Here is a 16,808-nt window from a genome sequence, read left to right as displayed (position 1 = left end):
GTTGAACTATAGCATAAGCGGAGGAGACCCGTATGACCCATCACATGACCGACGGTCCATTGGTGCTCGTCCTGGATATCGGAACAACCGGCGGGCGCGTCATTCTTATAGACCAGGCCGGGGAAATCCTTGGTATGGCCTATCGTGAATATCAGAGTGTGTTTCATGCTCCGACCGTGATTGACCATGATCCTGCGACCTGGCTGCTGGCGATCGAGCAGGGGATTGCCGAATTGCGGCAAACGGCCGCGCAGCTATGGAACAAGGTTCGGGCAATCTCCATTGCCACGCAGCGGGCGACGATCGTTCCGGTTGACGAGAACGGCATCCCTTTGGCTCATGCGATTCTGTGGCAGGATAAGCGTCCGATCGAGGAAAGCAAACAAATTGAAGAACGCTTGGGACAAAAGATGATTTATGAGCGGACGGGACTCAAGATCGATCCGTACTTTTCACTGCCCAAAATCATGTGGTTCCGGAATCATAAACCGGAGATATACGCCCGGACGGCCTGCTTCCTAACGGTCCACGATTATCTTGTCCACGCCTTGACCGGCGAATTTAAGACCGACTGGACCCAGGCGTCCCGCACGATGCTGTTCAATATTCACGAGTTCGCCTGGGATCGGACCATTGCCGAGGCGATGAATGTGGATCTTCACAAGATGCCGGAAGCTTATCCGACGGGTACCATTGCCGGCAATGTAACGAACGCGGCGGCGGACCGGTTCGGCCTGCAGGCGGGAACGCCGGTTGTAATGGCAGGCGGGGATCAGCAGTGCGCGGCGGTCGGGCTTGGCGCGATCCGTCCCGGCATCGTGAAAGTAACGACAGGCACCGGATCTTTTGTCGTCGCCCCGACAGCCCGGCCGATTCGCAGCGCCGATCAGAAGGTCGTGTGCAGCGCATCCGCGGTTTTGGGCCAGTGGGTCATTGAAGCGGGCATCTTTACGACCGGCTCCACCTATCGCTGGCTGAGGGATTTCCTTGGGACGGACGGATCTTACGATGCCCTGAATCAGCAGGCGGAGATGTCCGCCCCCGGGGCGAACGGTCTGTTTCATATTCCGCATTATGCAGGCAGCGCCGCGCCGTATTGGAATGCCAACGCCTCGGGACTTTTGTTCAATTTGTCGCTGGGGACCAAGAAGAGCGATGTCGTTCGCGCCTATCTGGAGGGCATCTGCTTTGAAATTCAAAAAAATCTGAATGTGATCGATTCCCTGCTTTCGCAGGATCAGAAGGCGGACCATATCCGGCTCACGGCGGTTCATGTCAGCGGGGGGTTGGCCCGGTTGGACTTATTCAATCAAATTCAGGCGGATATTTACGGTCTGGTCGTCATTCCCGACCAAACGGAGCAGGCGACCTCCCTCGGAGCTGCCATGATCGCCTTCACCGCATTAGGACTGTTTCCCGACTTGAACGAGGCGCATAAAAAGATGGGCAGGCTCGATCTGCAAAGGATGAAAACGGCGAACCGCGAGATGAAAGACATCTACCGGGAAATGGCCGAGCTTCATCATGCCATCTACGAGGCTTTGAATAAAGAACGAATTTATGAACGGGCAAGACGCGTGACGGAAAAGCTGAATGCTTTGCATAAACGGGAATAAACGAAAAAAGCCCCGAACGCCCCCGGGGCTTTTCCGCTTTGCGAAAAAGTGTGTTATAATAGGGGCTAATTATGACGTGAGGGGACTGCTATGGACTTTATAAGCACACGAGGCAAAGTGGAAAAAACGGGTTTTATCCGAACCTTTTTGATGGGGCTTGGAGATGACGGGGGGCTCATGCTTCCGACGGATATTCCGACCGTTCCGCAAGAAGTGTTCAAACAATGGGAGCAATTAAGCTATCGGGACCTGATGCTCGAAATTTTCTCCTATTTCACCAACGGTGAGATTCCGCGGGAAGAGCTGAAGCAATTAATTGACGAAAGCTACTCGGGCTTCCGCAGCCCTGAAGTGACGCCGGTGAAACAAATTCACGATTCGCTGTATGTGCTTGAGCTGTTTCACGGACCGACGTTCGCATTCAAGGATATCGCCCTGCAATTTATGGGCAACCTGTATTCGTACGTCTCCCGCAAGGAGAACGAAATCATTAACATTCTGGGGGCAACATCCGGGGATACGGGGGCTGCCGCCATTCAAGGGGTCAGGGGGAAAGAAGGCATCCGCATCTGCATTCTGCATCCGCATCAAAAGGTAAGCAAGGTGCAGGAGCTGCAAATGACCACGGTCGACGACGAGAACGTCCTGAACTTATCGGTTCATGGCAATTTCGACGATTGTCAGCGGATCATTAAAGAGCTGTTCGCCGATGTGGAGTATAAAAACAAATATCATCTGCGGGCGATCAATTCGATTAATTTCGTTCGCATATTGGCGCAGACGGTATATTATTTTTACGCCTATTTCCAAATTTCCAGGAGGACCCAAGCGGAGAAAATCAGCTTTAGCGTTCCTACCGGTAATTTCGGCAATATTTTCTCGGCCTATCTGGCGAAGCGGATGGGACTTCCGATTCACCGCCTCGTGCTGGCTACCAACGAGAACAATATTTTGGAGCGTTTTGTAAAAGAGGGCGTGTATCGTCCGGGAGATTTCCGGGTTACTCATAGCCCGTCTATGGATATTCAGATTGCAAGCAATTTCGAGCGATATTTGTATTACCTGCTGGATCAAAATCAGGAGAAGGTTACGTCTCTCATGCAGCAGTTCCAGTCGGAAGGCCAAATCGTCATCGACCCGCAGCTGCTGAAGAAAGTACAGTCGGACTTCTCGGCTCACGGGGTGAAGAACGAGGAATGCCTGCAAATCATCAGCAAATATTCCGGGGAATACGACTATTTGGCCGATCCGCATACGGCCTGCGGCATCGCGGCTTACGAGGCCTGCTGCGACAAGGATGAGGTGTGCGTAACGCTGGCTACCGCTCACCCGGCCAAGTTTAACGAATCCATTCAGCTTTGCGATATCTCCCAGAAGTTCCCTGCCGAAATTCAAGCGCTTTTCGACAAGCCCCAGCATATGACTGTGGTTGAAAACTCGAAGCAGGAAGTAGCCGAACAACTGAAACGTTTCTTTTAATATCTGATCAAGCCACCGTCCGGGAAATTCCGGGCGGTTTTATTTTGTTTTGAGTCACGAGTCGGGATAAATCATCGGCCGATCAAAAAAATAGTTGTAAAAAATTCTGCAACTGGTTATTATGGCATTAAGAGCAATATACACTACTGTAGTAGTAACTATTGTTGGAATTAGAAATGAGGGAGATGGATGGAGGATCTGCTGCAAAAGATTCAATCGACGGGATTGACCCAGTACGAGGCCAAGGTGTACCTGACGCTGGTTTCCCGCGGACCTTCGAATGCCTATCAGGTAAGCAAAGCCTCGGGTGTGCCGCGGGCACGCGTGTATGAAGTATTGGACGGCTTGGTACAGCATGGACTGGTGATGAAGGAAGACGTGGGCGGAGGTGCCCATTATTCCTCCTTGCCGGTCGAGGTTTTCCTGGAGTCGATGAAAACGAAATGGGAAGCGACCTACAGCGGTTTGGAAACCGAATTGAAGCTTCTTGAAAAACAAAGCCCCGAACCGGAAGTCTATGTGACGACGATTAAAGGAGAGGACAACATCTTATCCTTTTGCCGCGTTCTTATCCGGCGTGCGGAGAAGCGAATTCTGCTGTCTTTGTGGGAGCCCATGTATCGGAGGCTTAAGGAGGATCTGGAGGCCAAGCGGGATCAATGTCTGCTGAGCGGGCTTCTGTTCCAGGTAAAGGACCCGTTGCCGGGCCTGGAGGTTCACCGTAAAACCCATTACGTGGAGCATGTGGACCATCCGTGGTTTATTCTGTCCATAGATGGCAAGGAGCTGTTCTATGGCCATTCTCCTGAACAGAGCGGCGGCGCCTTCTATACCGACGACCCGGTTCATATTTACCTGCTGGAGGATTATATTTGGCACGATGTGCTGGTCAACCGGTTGGTCACGGAAGATAAGCGGGAAGAAATGGATCAATGGATCACTCCGGCAAGGAAGCGCTTTTTCGGGGAACAATGAATCGGCGCCCTGACCTGATCACATGTGCTCTTGAAGCAAATCAAATGAGAGAGGATAGATGACCATGAGAACCGTTCATGTCGATCAAATTCGTGATTCTATCGCCGTTTTGTGCTGGGAAGCCTGTTATTATCTGCCCGATGATATCCTTGCAGGCTTTCATAGGGCCAGTGAAAGCGAGAAATCGCCCCTGGGCAAAAGTATTTTGGATCAGTTGATTGAAAACGCTCAATTGGCTGCTGAAGAAAATCGGCCTTATTGTCATGATACGGGACTTACGGTGGTTTTTGCCGAAGTGGGCCAGGATGTTCATATTCAAGGCGGCAGCTTCACCGACGCGATTCATGAGGGCATTCGCAAAGGATACAAAGAAGGGTATCTGCGTAATTCCATTGTAGGCGATCCGCTGCTGCGCAATAACACGAACGATAACACGCCCGGCGTGATTCATACCAAGATTGTGCCCGGGGATAAAATCCAATTCACCGTTCTTCCGAAAGGAGGCGGAAGCGAGAACATGAGTGCCATGAAGTTTTTGCTTCCCGGAGACGGCGTCGCCGGCGTGAAGAAGTTCGTCCTGGATACGATCCAGGCCGCGGGAGGAAGGGCATGCCCGCCATTGGTCGTAGGTGTAGGTATTGGCGGAAGCTTCGATAAGGTCACTGAAATCGCGAAGGAAGCCGTTTTGCGGGAAGTGGGGGTTTATCATCATGAGCCCCATATCGCCCAGCTGGAGAAAGAGCTGCTGGAGGATATCAACAAGACGGGCATCGGACCTCAAGGACTGGGAGGCACGAGTACGGCTCTATGGGTTGCCGTGGAAACCTACGGCTGTCATATTACCGCTCTTCCGGTGGCCGTGAATCTTCAATGTCATGCTGCGCGCAAAAAAACGTGTATCATCTAAACTAGATCGGGAAGGTGATTGGTTATGGCAAAAGTTCGCCTGGAAACTCCTCTGACCCGAGAGGCGGTAATCCAGCTTAAAGCGGGCGACGAAGTGCTCCTCAATGGAACGATTTATGTGGCCCGGGATGCGGCACATAAGAGGCTGTTGGAATTGCTGGCTCAACACCGCGATTTTCCGGTCGATTTAAAAAATGAAATTGTATTTTATGCCGGCCCCACCCCTCCGAAGCCGGGACAAATTATAGGATCGATTGCGCCGACGACAGCGTCGCGTATGGATCCTTATACACCCGCAATGTATAAGTACGGAGTCAAAGGCACCATCGGGAAAGGGCCGCGGAGCAAGGAAGTCAAGGAGGCCTGCATAAAGGAACAAGCCGTATGCTTCTCGGCGATCGGCGGTTTATCCGCGCTGTTGGCGCAGAGAGTCAAATCGGCTGAAATTATCGCTTACGAAGATCTGGGGCCGGAAGCCATCCGTAAGCTTACGGTAGAGGATTTTCCGGTACTGGTGGTGTACGATGCACATGGAGGAGACCTGTACGAGCAGGAGATAGCCAAATATAGAACGCTCGATTCTTGATGGACAAACAAGCTGATGCCTGTACAAACAGACAATCAGCTTGTTTGATTTATACATTAAGAGGCCGCGACTGGGGCTTCTTCCTTACGCTAAACACAAATAAAGTCGCTACAATGCACAGGAGTCCGGCAAAGATAAAGGAAAGCGTATAGCTATGGTATTGCTCGTAAATGTATCCTCCTAAGTAAGCGGCTGCGCCGGAACCTAACTGATGTGCGGCGAACAGCCAGCCATAGATGACAATGCCGCGCTCTTTGCCGAAATGATCCGCAGCCAAACGGACGGTAGGAGGAACGGTGGCGATCCAATCCAGACCGTAAAATACAGCGAAAACCATAAAAAGAACATACGATTTCAGGTCAAAAAGATAGGGCAGCAAAAGCAGGGACAAGCCTCTCAATCCATAAAACCAAAACAGAAGCCAGCGGTTGTCAAACCGGTCGGACAGCCATCCGGAAAAGATCGTTCCGATAATATTAAAAATACCCATGAAAGCAAACAGACCGGCAGCCTGAACCTCCGGAATACCGTGATGGGAGGATGCGGGTATGAAATGAGTGCCGATGAGACCTGTCGATGATGCGCCGCAAATAAAAAAGCTTGCTGCCAGCAGCCAAAAGGGCACGGAGCGAACCCCGGCCCATAAACCTTCAAAAGCCGCAGAAACGGGGTCTTTCTTCCTTGTATCCGATGGCATTGGCGGTTTGTCATCCGCTGCTCCATAGGGCAGAAGCCCTTTATCCGAAGGACGCTCCCTCATCCAAAATGCGATAAGCGGAATCATCAAAATCCCTAAACCAAGAAATAGGGATAAAGCGATACGCCAGGAATAGGCTTGAATCAGATAGGAGAGCAGAGGAAGAAATACCATTTGCCCCGCGGCCGTACTTGCCATCAGCAGCCCCAGCACCATCCCCCGCTTTTGCTCGAACCAGCGGTTGGCCACGGTTGCCGAAAGGACGGTGAGAAATACACCGGAGCCCAGGCTTATAATGATCCCCCATATCAGGTGAAGCTGCCAGATGTGCGTCATGACAAGGCTTGCAGCAATACTGGAAACCAAAAGGATCATGCCGTACACCATCATCTTGCGGACGCCGAACCGTTCCATTCCTGCCGCAATAAAGGGACCGGAGAATCCGTATAACGTCAAATTGACCGCAAAAGCGAGAGAAATGGCTGAACGGCTCCATTCGAATTCTTGTTCCAACGGAATGATTAGCACTCCTGTAGTGGAACGGATTCCTGCCACAATCAGTATGGTAATAAAGGTGATCGATACGATAATCCATCCATAATGCATAGAAAACCCTCCCCGAAGCATTGGTTTTAGTTCGACTTCCGAATGGCGAATGGTTCGATAGGCTTGGAGAGCGGTTTTATCGATTCGTGAAAAACCCGTCGTCCGTTGGCTGGTTCGCAGCTCTTTTCCATGATTGTACAATATTTGGATAAAATAAAATATAGTAATTACTCCGTATTTTTATAAAACCGTTCTTTAATGCGAGCGCCCCGCCGTTCGGATACACGCAGTATCCAAACGGCGGGGCGGACCGGATGAGGCTGATACGGGAATGGTTAAACCGGCTTAAACCGGCAGTCTCCAACGATTATATAAAATAAGGCAGAACCAATCCTCCGTAAGCGAAGGCGCCGATAATGACTAGGGCGGGATGAATTTTGCGCCGTTCCATCGCCCAATAAGCAATGGCGGCAATCGCAAGGGATTGCCACAGGCCGAGCGATTGCCAACTGGTGGATGCCATTTGCCAGGTGAGGATGACCATCATGACGGCAATCACGGGTTGGACAAGCAGCGTCATTCCTTTGACGACCGGCGATTGGCGATGCTTGTTCAGTATTCTCAGCATCAGAATGAGCGCGGCCGCTGTGGGAACCACGGTTGCGGCCAAAGCAATCGTCATGCCGAGCCACCCGACGGTGTCATAGCCGACAAATGCGGCGATTTTCGTGGCGATCGGACCGGGCAAAGCGTTGCCTAGAGCCAAAATATTGGAAAACTGCGCATCCGTCGCCCACTGATGGCGAACGACGATTTCCTGATACATCAGCGGAATGGAAGCGGGGCCGCCGCCGTATCCGAGTACGTTGGCTAGGAAAAAGCCGATGAAGAGATTTATCCACTCCATGTCGTGTAGTCCTCTTTTCTGGTTTTCTTCTTGTTAAACCATGCCGTTGTTTTGAAATGAAAAGCGCCATACCCCAGAAAGGCAATGACAACGAAAGCCGGATGAATATCGATGATTTGCAAAAGTGCAAAACAGACGAGAAATAAAGCGAAGCCGACAGGCTTGCCGAGACCTTTGACGGCGCGTTCGGCAAATTCGTAAGCCATGACCCCCAGCATAACCGCGATCACCGGCGTCACGGCTGCAATCATTCCCTGCACGATCGGGGAGGCGCTCAGCAGTTGGGCGGCCGAAAGCAAAGCGATCATGGCCACAGCGGAAGGCATGATGTGAGCCAGGACGGAGATGATCGCACCGGAAACGCCTTTTTGCCGGTAGCCAAGATAGGCGGCGATTTTGGTTGCGATCGGCCCCGGCAGCGCATTGGCCAAAGCGAGAATCTCGCCAAACTCGTCATCCTCCATCCAGCGGTAACGGGTTACCGCTTCGTAGCGGATTAACGGAATCACCGAAGGTCCTCCGCCAAAGCCCAGAATCCCTGTCCTGCCCATAGCCCATACCAGATCCATATAAGGACGTACTCCATTTGATTTGGTCATCTTCTTATAACCTCATTCCCATGCGGCTTTTGTACCGCGTAATCAGAACCTGGCAGTCGACGCTCATGATGCCGGGCAGCTTATAGAGCTTTTCCTTCAAAAACGTCTCCATCTCCAGGTTGTTCGTAAACAAACCGTGCATGTGAAGCTTGCTCGGTCCGGTCATGTGATAAAGGCTTGTGACGACCGGCTCCGACGCCAACTGCTCGGCAACATCTTGCAGATGCTTCGGTTCGACCTCCACGTTGAAAAAAGCGGATACGTGGATGCCGATTTTCTCGGGATTAATGACGGCCGTAAACCGTTCGATGACGCCGGACTCCATCAGGGCATTAATGCGGGCTTGAACAGCTACACGGGACAATCCGATTTCTTTGGCCAAATCGGTGTAAGAAATTCTTCCGTTTTGATGGAGAGCGGCAATGATTTTACGGTCGATTTCATCGATGGGAACCGGAGGAATTTCACCGGAGGTTCTGGAATGCACAGAGACCGACTCCTTGTTATAAGAATTATAAATTACGAAAAGAAAGTTATTATTTCGATTTCATTACCATATGGATAAATATATATTCAATCAACTTCATTTTCAATACAATTTCAGAAAAATGATGACATTTTTTAATTTTTTAGTTGCTATGCGCGATAGAACGTGTTATTTTTTAAAATATTAAATGTCAGGTTATATGCCATGTAGGAGGGGCTGCAGATGAGGAAAGCGGTTGTGGGAACAAAAACGATGGTGGTGAGTCCGCATTATTTGGCTTCGGCGGCCGGAGCCCGTATCTTGGAACAGGGCGGGAATGCATTTGATGCGGCTGTGGCGGTCAGCGCCTGCCTGGCTGTGGTCTATCCTCATATGACCGGTCTTGGCGGAGATTCCTTTTGGCTGACTTATCATCACAGTGACGGGCAGGTGCGGGGCTACAACGCCAGCGGTCGGTCCGGGTATCGGGCGAATCGGGAGGTTTATGCGGGCCGGATCGAGATTCCAACCCGCGGTGTGCTCAGCGTTGTAACCGTTCCGGGGATGGTGGACGGCTGGGATGCGATGCTTCGTGAATACGGACGGTTGACCTTGGGGCAAGTGCTTGCGCCGGCCATCGAGTATGCTTCCAAAGGATTTGCGATGTCCCGAAATCAATACGAGTACACGGTTATGAACGAGGCGATGCTGAGGGGGACGGCACCGACATCGGCCATTTACCTGCCGGAAGGGCGGATTGTGAAGCCGGGCCGACGTTTCGTGCAAGCTGAACTGGCGCAAACGCTGCGCGAATTGGCGCAGCATGGAAGGGACTTTTTCTATAAGGGTGCCATAGCGGAGGAGATGACCTCCTATTTGCAGGAACAGGGGGGACTGCTGGTCATGGACGACTTTGCCGATCATGAGGGGAACTGGGTCACTCCATTGCAGGGGTCGTACCGGGGGTACTCTGTTTATCAAATGCCGCCGAATTCCCAAGGCTTTGTGGGCTTGATGGCGCTTCACATCCTGGAGAACTTCGACCTCGGCAGCATGGAGCACGGGTCTTTTGAATATTATCATTCGATGATCGAAGCCTTGAAACTCGGGTTTCGCGATCGCAACGAATATTTGACGGACCCCGATTTTGCCGATATTCCGCTTCATCGTCTGCTGAGCCAAGAGTATGCCCGCGAGCTTGCGGCCTCCATCCGGATGGATCGCGCCCTGAGCCTGGAGGCTGAACAAATGGGCAGCGATACGGCCTATGCCGCCGTGGTCGATCAGGAGGGCAATGCCGTTTCGTTCATACAGAGCCTGTACTTTGAATTCGGCTCGGGGGTTACGGCCGGGAATACCGGCATTACGCTGCAGAATCGTGGATCGTTCTTCTCGCTGAACCCGGCGCATGCCAACTGCCTGCAGCCGCGCAAAAGAACCTTCCATACGTTGATGCCGGCGATGGCCTGCCGTGAGGGCAAGCCGGTTATTCTTTACGGCACGCAGGGAGGGGAGGGACAACCGCAAACCCAAACGGCGATCTTGACCCGTATGGTCGATTTTGGAATGGATCCCCAGCAGGCTGTTGATGAGCCGCGATGGGTATGGGGTAGGACGTGGGGGGCGTCGACGCAGGATCTGAGGGTTGAAGGCCGCATCTCCCCGGAAGTGACAGAAGCTTTAGCCAAGGCCGGTCACACCGTACGCAAGGTAAAGGACTTTGACGGCATCATGGGCCATGCTCATGTGATCATGGTGGATGAGGAAGGGTTCATCAGCGGCGGTTCGGACGCTCGCAGCGACGGCGCGGCCATCGGCTGGTAACCCTATGGCGCGGTTTGCGTGAATCCGAAGCCCGCCCGTTTCTCTTTAGAGAAAAAAACGGGCGGGCTTTTTGTCATTAAAATTCGTTTGCCGGTGCGCGGGGCGCAAAATCCTCCAGCACCTTATCGATCAGAAAAGCGAGACGGAAGCGCAGGGAGTCGTTCGGATCGCGGAGACTGCGGCGCGTCAACTGTTCATACTTATGAAGGCGGTAAGCGACCGTGTTGCGATGAATAAACAGCCGTTTGGCGGTTTCTGCGATTTGGCCGTGCGTCTCCAAAAATACGCGCGCCGTATTCATTAATTCCTCGCGTTCGCGGAAATCGATCTCCAGCAGGGCATGAAAGGATTCCTTGTAGAAATCGCCCAGCGCTTCCTGGGGAATCATTTTGAGCAGCTCCACGACTTCTTTGGCCCTGTACGATTGAACAAACCGGAACTGCCTGGATTGATAGCCCAAATGGAGCGCATTCAGCGCTTCCTTGTAAGTGGATGGAATGAGCGTCAGATGTTCTACAGGATTGCCGATGCCAAAGGAAAGCGAAATGTGTTCGGTCTGGAACAGCTTTTCCTGAAAATCCGTGAGCCGGTCCAACAGTTGAAATTCGTGCTGCTGCAGACTTCGTTCCCACTTCAACAGAGTCACGAACAGATCCTTCTTGTTAAAAAGAATATAGGGCTGCTGCCGTTCGGCAAGCATGGTTTTCAGGTGTTCATAGATGCGGTCCCGCTTGCTGTACAAATTGTCTTCCGCCGAATCGAGCGATTCGTCGACTTTCCCTACGACACACAAACAAGGGTACGGCTCCTGCAGTCCGTAACGCTTTCCCTGGTGAAGCATTTCCGCAACCGAGCGAAACCTCCCCTCTACCAAATCCTCAAAAAACTCGTTTTTAAAACGGCGCGACCTTTCTTTGACCGCCTGCCGCTTCATAAGCTCAAACCCGATCACATTCGCCGCTTGTTCAATGGCAAGCTTGGGCAGAGGAGAATCATCCATTTGTGCGTTCACCAGGACCAGAAAGCACCGCTGCTGCGTCAGTTCGATCGGATAAAATACAACCTCCGGCCCTTTGAGCCCTCCATGAACAAAGCATAAAGAGACAATGCGGCTTTGGCCGTCCTCCCGCCTGGCAAGCAGCTCCCGCGTTTGACTCAGCAGCCGGCTGCCGAAAGGTTCGGTCACCGGTCCGGAGCCTGCCTCGAATTGCAGCCTGTGGTTGATCAGCAGGACGGTTCCGCCGACAAGCGGAGACAATGCGTTGATAACGGACGGGATGCCTTGACCCTGCATGACCAGGCGGGAAAACTCCCGGTGCATTTGCAAAGCATAGCGAAGCTCCTCATTGCGCTTTTCCATTATGTAGCTGAGCGATTCCTGCAGCAGCTCTCCAAGCGGCGGATGAAGAGGAAGCTCAATGATGGGAAAATGAATCTCGTCGGCAAGCTCCAGGACGCTTTTGGGGATCTGGTCAAGGAACCGCTTGGTCTTGATCCCCAAACCGGCGCACTGGCTTGCCGCCATATGACGAACAAGACGAAGCAGCTCCTCGGGGCGGTCGCGAATCGCATATGCTGTAGTCAACAGCAGTTCATCGGGCTTCAAATAATCCATGATATCCGGGGCATCCATCATATTGATGGACTTGACCTGCCTCTGCAATCCTTCGTGACCGGCCAATACCCGGATGTTCTGATACAAGGGCAGTTGAAATAAATCCGCTAGTTTCAATGGAAACACCTCTTTAATTGTCATGAAACATAACATTAAAATGTGTTATCTTATGAAAAATGTACATTAAATCCTCATTTTGTGCAAGCTGAACAAAAGTAAATGTGTAAATTGTTCACATTTAATATTGAAAATCACAAAATGAGTGGTATTATGTAGTTAACAGTTTCGTTATATGTTATTAATTATAACATAAAAGAGGTGAGGGGCTTGCAATTAGCTGTTCAAAATGTGGAGAAAGGCTATGAAGGCAGACGCGTGTTGAAAAATGTTACCTTTGACGTTGACTCTCATGAGTTTATTTGTATCCTCGGCCACAGCGGCTGCGGCAAATCCACTCTGCTGAATCTGATCGCCGGCTTCTTGCAGCCCGACAGCGGATCGGTCACGGTAAACGGGGTGCCGGTGAAAGGGCCTTCCAAATCAAGGGGAGTTGTGTTTCAGGATCACGCTTTATTTCCTTGGTACAAGGTGATCGATAACATCGCTTTCGGTCCTGAGGTGCAGGGCAAAAGCAAAGCGGAAGCCAGGGAAATCGCGCATAAATACTTAAAGCTGGTGGGGCTTGAGGATTATGCCGAGCATCTTCCGGACCAGTTGTCCGGCGGGATGAAGCAGCGGGTCGGGATTGCGAGGGCGCTTGCGAGCGGCCCCGACATTTTGCTGATGGATGAGCCGTTCGGGGCGCTGGACGTCCTTACGCGGGAAATGATGCAAAAGGAACTGCTTCGCATTTGGCTCGAACTGCGCCCATCGGTGTTGTTTATCACGCACAGCCTTAGTGAAGCCGTTTATTTAGCGGACCGCATTATGGTCATGAAGGACGGAGATGTAGCCGGAGAATTCCGGGTAACGATGGACCGCCCGCGATCCAACCAGCATCCGGAGTTTATCGGGCTGATGCGCGAGATCCAAAAATTATTGACAGATGAGTGAGGAGCGTAAGTCATGAGTAAAATGCCGGATTCTCTCGTTGCCTCCAAAGCGTTGGTTTCGGCCAAGGGCGGCAGGATGCTGCGGAAAAAGAAAACTTGGGTCGATAACGGACTGCTGCCGGTCGTCGTCTTCTTTCTGCTGTGGGAAGCCGTCAGCACACTGAATGGAAGATTCGCTTTTTTCAATCCGATCTTCCTTCCGGCGCCTTCGGCTATCGTACGGGAAGCGTGGTACTTGGCCAAGACGGGGCTGATCGCCAGCAGTATTGCGGCGAGCACCGCACGCATTCTGGTCGGCTTTGCCATCGGAATGGTTTGTGCCATAGCGGTCGGGGTGTTAATGAACAAATACAGCAGAGTGGATTATTGGCTCAGTCCGATTTTGAATTTGCTCGGCCCGATTCCCGCTTTGGCGCTGCTTCCGATTTTCATCATCTGGTTCGGTATCGGAGAATTTCCCAAAATTCTTTTGATTGCATGGACTACGTTCATTCCGGTATTGACCAATACGCTGGACGGACTGCGGTCGGTCAATCCCACGCTGATCCGGTCGGCGCTGAGCCTGGGTGCCAGTGAGCGGCATATCTTTTTCAAAGTCATCTTTCCTTCCGCCGTTCCGAGTATCTTTGTCGGTGCGCAGGTCAGCCTGGGGCTTGGTTTTTCAGCTCTGATCGTATCGGAGATGATGGGTGCCAAATCCGGATTGGGCTACATTATCGTTGACGCTCGCAACTACTTCAAGATGTCCAATATGTTTGTTGCGATTGTTTTAATAGGCTTGGAGTTCAGTTTCTTCTCGTATCTCTTAAAGCGCTTGGAGAGAAGAATGGTGACATGGCGTAAAAACGGCATGCGCAGCGCTGTAGAGAAATAAAAACCACACAACATTCGGAGGGGTAACCATGAAAAAACGTTTGAAGTTTTTGGGAAGCACAATGGTCGTATTGGCCATGGCATTGAATCTGGCGGCATGCGGTTCGGGCGGATCACCTGGAAATGCGGCGGAACCGGGCGGAAGCAGCACGCCGAACGCATCTGATGTGAAAAACGACGGCATTGAATTGAAACAGTTCACCCTCGTAGGTGTGCGCGATGCGCAAATCTCTTCGCAGCAAATCATTGCCGACAAGAAGGGTTATTTTAAGGAAGAAGGCCTGGAGGTTACGAGTCAGTTGATTGAAAGCGGTCCGGACATCGGCCCGATGGTCGCCGGAGGAAGCGCGCCGATCAGCATCCAGACCAACTTTATGGATATCATTTTGAAATCCAATAATGTCGGCGTGAAAATCGTTGCCCCGCTGGCGCAAATTGCCGGTACGCAGGCCGTGGTGGGAGGTAAACATTTAGAGCTCAAAAGCGCGAAGGATCTGGAAGGAAAAACGATCGGCGTACCAAACGGTGCGGACGTCGTCATCGCGATCGACAACATGGCCAAAGAGCTTGGCGTCGATGCAAAGAAGATCAAGTACGTGAATCTGGCGCCCAGCGATGCCGTTACCGCACTGGAGAAAGGCGATATCGATGCGATGGCTGCATGGGAGCCGTTCATTACGAAGGCGATCCAGGGCGGAGGCAAATTTTTGTTCAGCGGGACGAAGAGTGAGCTGCCGGACAAACAAGGCGATGTCAATTGGATGAGCGTGCATACGACGATTCAGGTCACGGACGACTTTTTGAAGAAAAATCCGAATACGATCAAAGCGGTGCTGCGTGCTCTGAACAAGGCGACCGATTTCATTAACAATAACCGTGAGGAAGCGATCAAAATTCTTTCGCCGGAGCTCCGCTTAACGGAAGCCGAACTGACCGAAATTATGAACCGCAATGTGTACAGCATGGAAGTGAATGATAACTACTTGAATGACAGCAACGGAGAAGCGGTTGGCAGCTACTTGAAAAGCGTAGGGAATATCAGGGAGCTGCAGGATCCGAAAAGCTATCACGATTTGAGCCTGCTCAAAGAAGTAGCGCCCGAATTGGTGAAAGCGGAATTGAAGTAAGAAATCATGTCAGTCCTGAAGATCGCTTCCGATCTTAAGGACTGATTTTGTAAACGGACTAGGAGGAAACAGCATGGCGGCGGAATTCGATGTAGTGATCAAGGGCGGGCATATCGTCGGGTATGACCGGATTGAGCGAATGGATATCGGCATTGCTGGAGGGGTGATTACCTGCATTCAGGAGACGATTGCGGAGTCCGCCCGAATGGAGATTGACGCCAGAGGTCAAGTGGCCGTTCCGGGGATGATCGACGTCCATGTTCATTTGAATGAGCCGGGCCTGGGCGATTGGGAAGGCATTCCAAGCGGTTCGGCCGCACTGGCCGCAGGAGGGTGCACGACATACTTCGATATGCCGCTCAACTGCCTCCCGCCGACGACGACGGTGGCGGCCTTGAAGGAAAAGCTGGAGCTGGCCAAGCAGCGTTCCTGCATCGATTATGCGTTCTGGGGCGGGCTTGTTCCCGGTAATGTAGAGCAGCTTGCGCCTTTAGCGGAAGCGGGAGTGATCGGGTTTAAAGCCTTCCTGTCCGCAGCCGGCGGGAAGCAGGAGGGGGCTTTTCGCGAAGTCGACGACCGGACGCTTTATCAGGGGATGCGGGAGATTGCAAGATTGGGCAAAATTCTCGCCCTGCATGCCGAAAGCGAACCGATCATCAGCGCGCTGGCTGCCGAGAAGCAAAGCAAAGGACTGGTTTCAGCAAAGGATTATTTGCACTCCAGGCCGATTTATGCCGAGTTTGAAGCGGTCCGCAGAGCTTTGTATTATGCGGAGCTGACGGGCTGCGCGCTGCATTTTGTCCATATCAGCAGTCCTGCGGCGGTAATGGAGATCCGTACCGCCAAGCGGGCGGGCTTGAATGTAACGCTCGAAACCTGCCCGCATTACCTGATGCTCACAGGCGATGCCATGGAGGAGATCGGGGCGCTGGCCAAGTGCGCGCCTCCGCTGCGCACGGAAGAGGAGCTGGAAGGCTTGTGGGAGGCGATAAGGCAAGGAGATATCGACATGATTAGCTCGGACCATTCTCCCTGCCCGCCGGAGCTGAAGGTGTCCGACAATTGGTTCGACATTTGGGGAGGCATTTCCGGGGCGCAAAGCTCTCTGGAGCTGTTCCTTGGCGAAGGCTACGTCCGGCGGGACATTCCGCTCCCTTTATTATGCCGCATGCTGTCCACCCATCCGGCCCGCCGCTTTGGGCTGCACAGTACAAAGGGGGAGATCAGGCCAGGGGCGGATGCGGATTTGGCGATCGTCGATTTTTCCGCGCCCTACGTTTTGCAGAAGGAGCATTTGTACGACCGGCATAAGCACAATCCTTATGTAGGCAAACAAATGGAATGCCGGGTAAAGTACACGCTCGTTCGGGGGCAGCTCGTTTATGATTGGCAATCCGGCATAACGAATCCCAAAAACGGACGATGGCTGCGCTCCTGAACCGTCAAGTAAAGCCGTTCAGGGATGAGCGGCCGCGATTCGGAGGCGTTCAGCACCGCTGAAAATGCATATTTTCTTTATCGTTATCGTTAAACAATCCGA

The 16,808-nt window shown here is 52.2% G+C and carries 15 protein-coding genes; 10 read left to right on the top strand and 5 right to left on the bottom strand.

The window, feature by feature from the left end:
- The first annotated feature begins 32 nt into the window (after positions 1 to 32).
- The 5 genes from EXW96_RS11285 to EXW96_RS11265 all read left to right on the top strand — a co-directional run bounded on the left by EXW96_RS11285 (position 33) and on the right by EXW96_RS11265 (position 5,562).
- On the top strand, positions 33 to 1,616 hold the full coding sequence (locus EXW96_RS11285) for an FGGY-family carbohydrate kinase (RefSeq protein WP_174350568.1): 1,584 nt from the start codon (positions 33 to 35) through the stop codon (positions 1,614 to 1,616).
- A gap of 90 nt (positions 1,617 to 1,706) precedes the next feature.
- The gene (gene thrC / locus EXW96_RS11280; RefSeq protein ID WP_174350567.1) at positions 1,707 to 3,095 is read left to right on the top strand and encodes a threonine synthase; all 1,389 of its coding nucleotides are present in this window, start codon (positions 1,707 to 1,709) and stop codon (positions 3,093 to 3,095) included.
- Positions 3,096 to 3,284: 189 nt separating this feature from the next.
- The gene (locus tag EXW96_RS11275; protein WP_174350566.1) at positions 3,285 to 4,070 is read left to right on the top strand and encodes a TrmB family transcriptional regulator; all 786 of its coding nucleotides are present in this window, start codon (positions 3,285 to 3,287) and stop codon (positions 4,068 to 4,070) included.
- 64 nt (positions 4,071 to 4,134) lie between these two features.
- Positions 4,135 to 4,977: a fumarate hydratase gene (locus EXW96_RS11270; RefSeq protein WP_062406328.1), complete on the top strand. Its 843-nt coding sequence runs from the start codon at positions 4,135 to 4,137 to the stop codon at positions 4,975 to 4,977.
- A 24-nt stretch (positions 4,978 to 5,001) separates the two neighbouring features.
- The gene (locus EXW96_RS11265) at positions 5,002 to 5,562 is read left to right on the top strand and encodes a Fe-S-containing hydro-lyase (RefSeq protein WP_062406330.1); all 561 of its coding nucleotides are present in this window, start codon (positions 5,002 to 5,004) and stop codon (positions 5,560 to 5,562) included.
- Between the two features lie 49 nt (positions 5,563 to 5,611).
- On the opposite strand, the gene EXW96_RS11260 is transcribed toward EXW96_RS11265, so the two are convergent.
- From EXW96_RS11260 to chrS, 4 genes are all read right to left on the bottom strand, one after another.
- Complete coding sequence (locus EXW96_RS11260; protein ID WP_174350565.1) at positions 5,612 to 6,865, bottom strand: MFS transporter; 1,254 nt, start codon at positions 6,863 to 6,865, stop codon at positions 5,612 to 5,614.
- 307 nt (positions 6,866 to 7,172) lie between these two features.
- On the bottom strand, positions 7,173 to 7,712 hold the full coding sequence (gene chrA / locus EXW96_RS11255) for a chromate efflux transporter ChrA (protein WP_062406334.1): 540 nt from the start codon (positions 7,710 to 7,712) through the stop codon (positions 7,173 to 7,175).
- Positions 7,700 to 8,311 (bottom strand): chromate efflux transporter ChrB, encoded by a 612-nt coding sequence (chrB, locus tag EXW96_RS11250; RefSeq protein WP_082660583.1) that lies wholly within the window; start codon positions 8,309 to 8,311, stop codon positions 7,700 to 7,702. Before chrB ends, chrA begins: the two co-directional genes overlap by 13 nt.
- Before the next feature lie 4 nt (positions 8,312 to 8,315).
- Positions 8,316 to 8,798, bottom strand: coding sequence for a chromate efflux transcriptional regulator ChrS (gene chrS / locus EXW96_RS11245; RefSeq protein ID WP_062406338.1), 483 nt, complete (start codon positions 8,796 to 8,798; stop codon positions 8,316 to 8,318).
- Positions 8,799 to 9,020: 222 nt separating this feature from the next.
- Between chrS and ggt the strand changes: the two genes are divergently transcribed.
- The gene (gene ggt / locus EXW96_RS11240) at positions 9,021 to 10,601 is read left to right on the top strand and encodes a gamma-glutamyltransferase (RefSeq protein WP_062406340.1); all 1,581 of its coding nucleotides are present in this window, start codon (positions 9,021 to 9,023) and stop codon (positions 10,599 to 10,601) included.
- A 76-nt stretch (positions 10,602 to 10,677) separates the two neighbouring features.
- On the opposite strand, the gene EXW96_RS11235 is transcribed toward ggt, so the two are convergent.
- Entirely contained in the window at positions 10,678 to 12,333 is a 1,656-nt protein-coding gene (locus EXW96_RS11235) for a PucR family transcriptional regulator (RefSeq protein WP_174350564.1), read from the bottom strand.
- Positions 12,334 to 12,543: 210 nt separating this feature from the next.
- Between EXW96_RS11235 and EXW96_RS11230 the strand changes: the two genes are divergently transcribed.
- The 4 genes from EXW96_RS11230 to EXW96_RS11215 all read left to right on the top strand — a co-directional run bounded on the left by EXW96_RS11230 (position 12,544) and on the right by EXW96_RS11215 (position 16,706).
- The gene (locus tag EXW96_RS11230; RefSeq protein WP_074728068.1) at positions 12,544 to 13,269 is read left to right on the top strand and encodes an ABC transporter ATP-binding protein; all 726 of its coding nucleotides are present in this window, start codon (positions 12,544 to 12,546) and stop codon (positions 13,267 to 13,269) included.
- Positions 13,270 to 13,281: 12 nt separating this feature from the next.
- Positions 13,282 to 14,142: an ABC transporter permease gene (locus tag EXW96_RS11225; protein WP_062406346.1), complete on the top strand. Its 861-nt coding sequence runs from the start codon at positions 13,282 to 13,284 to the stop codon at positions 14,140 to 14,142.
- Between the two features lie 28 nt (positions 14,143 to 14,170).
- Entirely contained in the window at positions 14,171 to 15,268 is a 1,098-nt protein-coding gene (locus tag EXW96_RS11220; RefSeq protein ID WP_174350563.1) for an ABC transporter substrate-binding protein, read from the top strand.
- 73 nt (positions 15,269 to 15,341) lie between these two features.
- Entirely contained in the window at positions 15,342 to 16,706 is a 1,365-nt protein-coding gene (locus EXW96_RS11215) for an allantoinase (RefSeq protein ID WP_074728062.1), read from the top strand.
- Positions 16,707 to 16,808: the final 102 nt, after the last annotated feature.

Origin of the sequence: Paenibacillus sp. JMULE4 (assembly GCF_013337105.1) — a bacterium.
In the GTDB taxonomy this organism is placed as follows: domain Bacteria; phylum Bacillota; class Bacilli; order Paenibacillales; family NBRC-103111; genus Paenibacillus_G; species Paenibacillus_G naphthalenovorans.
This window is presented reverse-complemented; position numbering and strand designations above follow the sequence as displayed.

Excerpts from the sequence above, each read along its gene's own strand:
- EXW96_RS11285 (WP_174350568.1), top strand. The coding sequence starts at position 33 with ATGACCCATCACATGACCGACGGTCCATTGGTGCTCGTCCTGGATATC.
- thrC (WP_174350567.1), top strand. The coding sequence starts at position 1,707 with ATGGACTTTATAAGCACACGAGGCAAAGTGGAAAAAACGGGTTTTATC.
- EXW96_RS11275 (WP_174350566.1), top strand. The coding sequence starts at position 3,285 with ATGGAGGATCTGCTGCAAAAGATTCAATCGACGGGATTGACCCAGTAC.
- EXW96_RS11270 (WP_062406328.1), top strand. The coding sequence starts at position 4,135 with ATGAGAACCGTTCATGTCGATCAAATTCGTGATTCTATCGCCGTTTTG.
- EXW96_RS11265 (WP_062406330.1), top strand. The coding sequence starts at position 5,002 with ATGGCAAAAGTTCGCCTGGAAACTCCTCTGACCCGAGAGGCGGTAATC.
- EXW96_RS11260 (WP_174350565.1), bottom strand. The coding sequence starts at position 6,865 with ATGCATTATGGATGGATTATCGTATCGATCACCTTTATTACCATACTG.
- chrA (WP_062406334.1), bottom strand. The coding sequence starts at position 7,712 with ATGGAGTGGATAAATCTCTTCATCGGCTTTTTCCTAGCCAACGTACTC.
- chrB (WP_082660583.1), bottom strand. The coding sequence starts at position 8,311 with ATGACCAAATCAAATGGAGTACGTCCTTATATGGATCTGGTATGGGCT.
- ggt (WP_062406340.1), top strand. The coding sequence starts at position 9,021 with ATGAGGAAAGCGGTTGTGGGAACAAAAACGATGGTGGTGAGTCCGCAT.
- EXW96_RS11225 (WP_062406346.1), top strand. The coding sequence starts at position 13,282 with ATGAGTAAAATGCCGGATTCTCTCGTTGCCTCCAAAGCGTTGGTTTCG.
- EXW96_RS11220 (WP_174350563.1), top strand. The coding sequence starts at position 14,171 with ATGAAAAAACGTTTGAAGTTTTTGGGAAGCACAATGGTCGTATTGGCC.
- EXW96_RS11215 (WP_074728062.1), top strand. The coding sequence starts at position 15,342 with ATGGCGGCGGAATTCGATGTAGTGATCAAGGGCGGGCATATCGTCGGG.